At 30.9% G+C, this 690-nt stretch carries 1 protein-coding gene and 1 pseudogene; both read right to left on the minus strand.

The window, feature by feature from the left end; genetic code table 11:
- Nucleotides 1-250 (minus strand): B12-binding domain-containing protein (locus tag CLCOS_RS00060; protein WP_193756598.1); only part of this gene is annotated, 250 nt, incomplete at its 3' end.
- A 210-nt stretch (nt 251-460) separates the two neighbouring features.
- Nucleotides 461-690 (minus strand): annotated as a pseudogene (locus CLCOS_RS00065) (methyltetrahydrofolate cobalamin methyltransferase); the annotation flags it as partial.

The following is a 690-nucleotide window of genomic DNA, read 5'->3' on the forward strand; positions in this document are numbered from 1 at the left end:
TATTTGATCCTGAAGCTTCTCCTAATCCTCCAATGATCTCTGATGCTTCATTAAACACTTCTGCTGACATTATAAGTTCAGATAAAAAATATTCCTTTTTTTCAAATCTGTTTCCTACAATTCCCATTCCCTCTTGCAAATCTGCTATTATATCTAATACTGGTGTTCCATTTTCCTTTTGTGCTTTCACCTCTGCTAAAACAACATCTTCATCCAAATCTGCCATTGCATCAACTAACTTTTTATTCATTTTCATATCCTCCCTCTTTAATTTAAATTGAATATAATATCTTTCAAGCATTTTATTTAATATTTGCAAATTTATTTACTAAAACAATGCTTTGAAAGTTTTTTCTAATCCCTAAAATAAAAACATATCTATTTAAAATAAATCGATTTCACTAGTTGCCCTATTCAATCATTATTAACTATCCTGCACGCCACTACAACAGTTCTTATATTATTCATATAATCCCTCACGGAATGCTTTAATGAACTTTCTTGAAAACCTATCTTGTCCAAGTAATGTTTGTGATGCAAGTAAAGCACCCCTCATTTCCTTATTTGTTGGATCCATAATGTATGAGTCCATTCCACGAGCCATAGTTTGAACCATAAATAATCTATTCAATACTTTTCTTGCTGGCAAGCTATATGATATATTACTTAATCCACAGGTAGTATGTAATC

Source organism: Clostridium coskatii, from assembly GCF_001675205.1.
GTDB lineage: Bacteria > Bacillota > Clostridia > Clostridiales > Clostridiaceae > Clostridium_B > Clostridium_B ljungdahlii.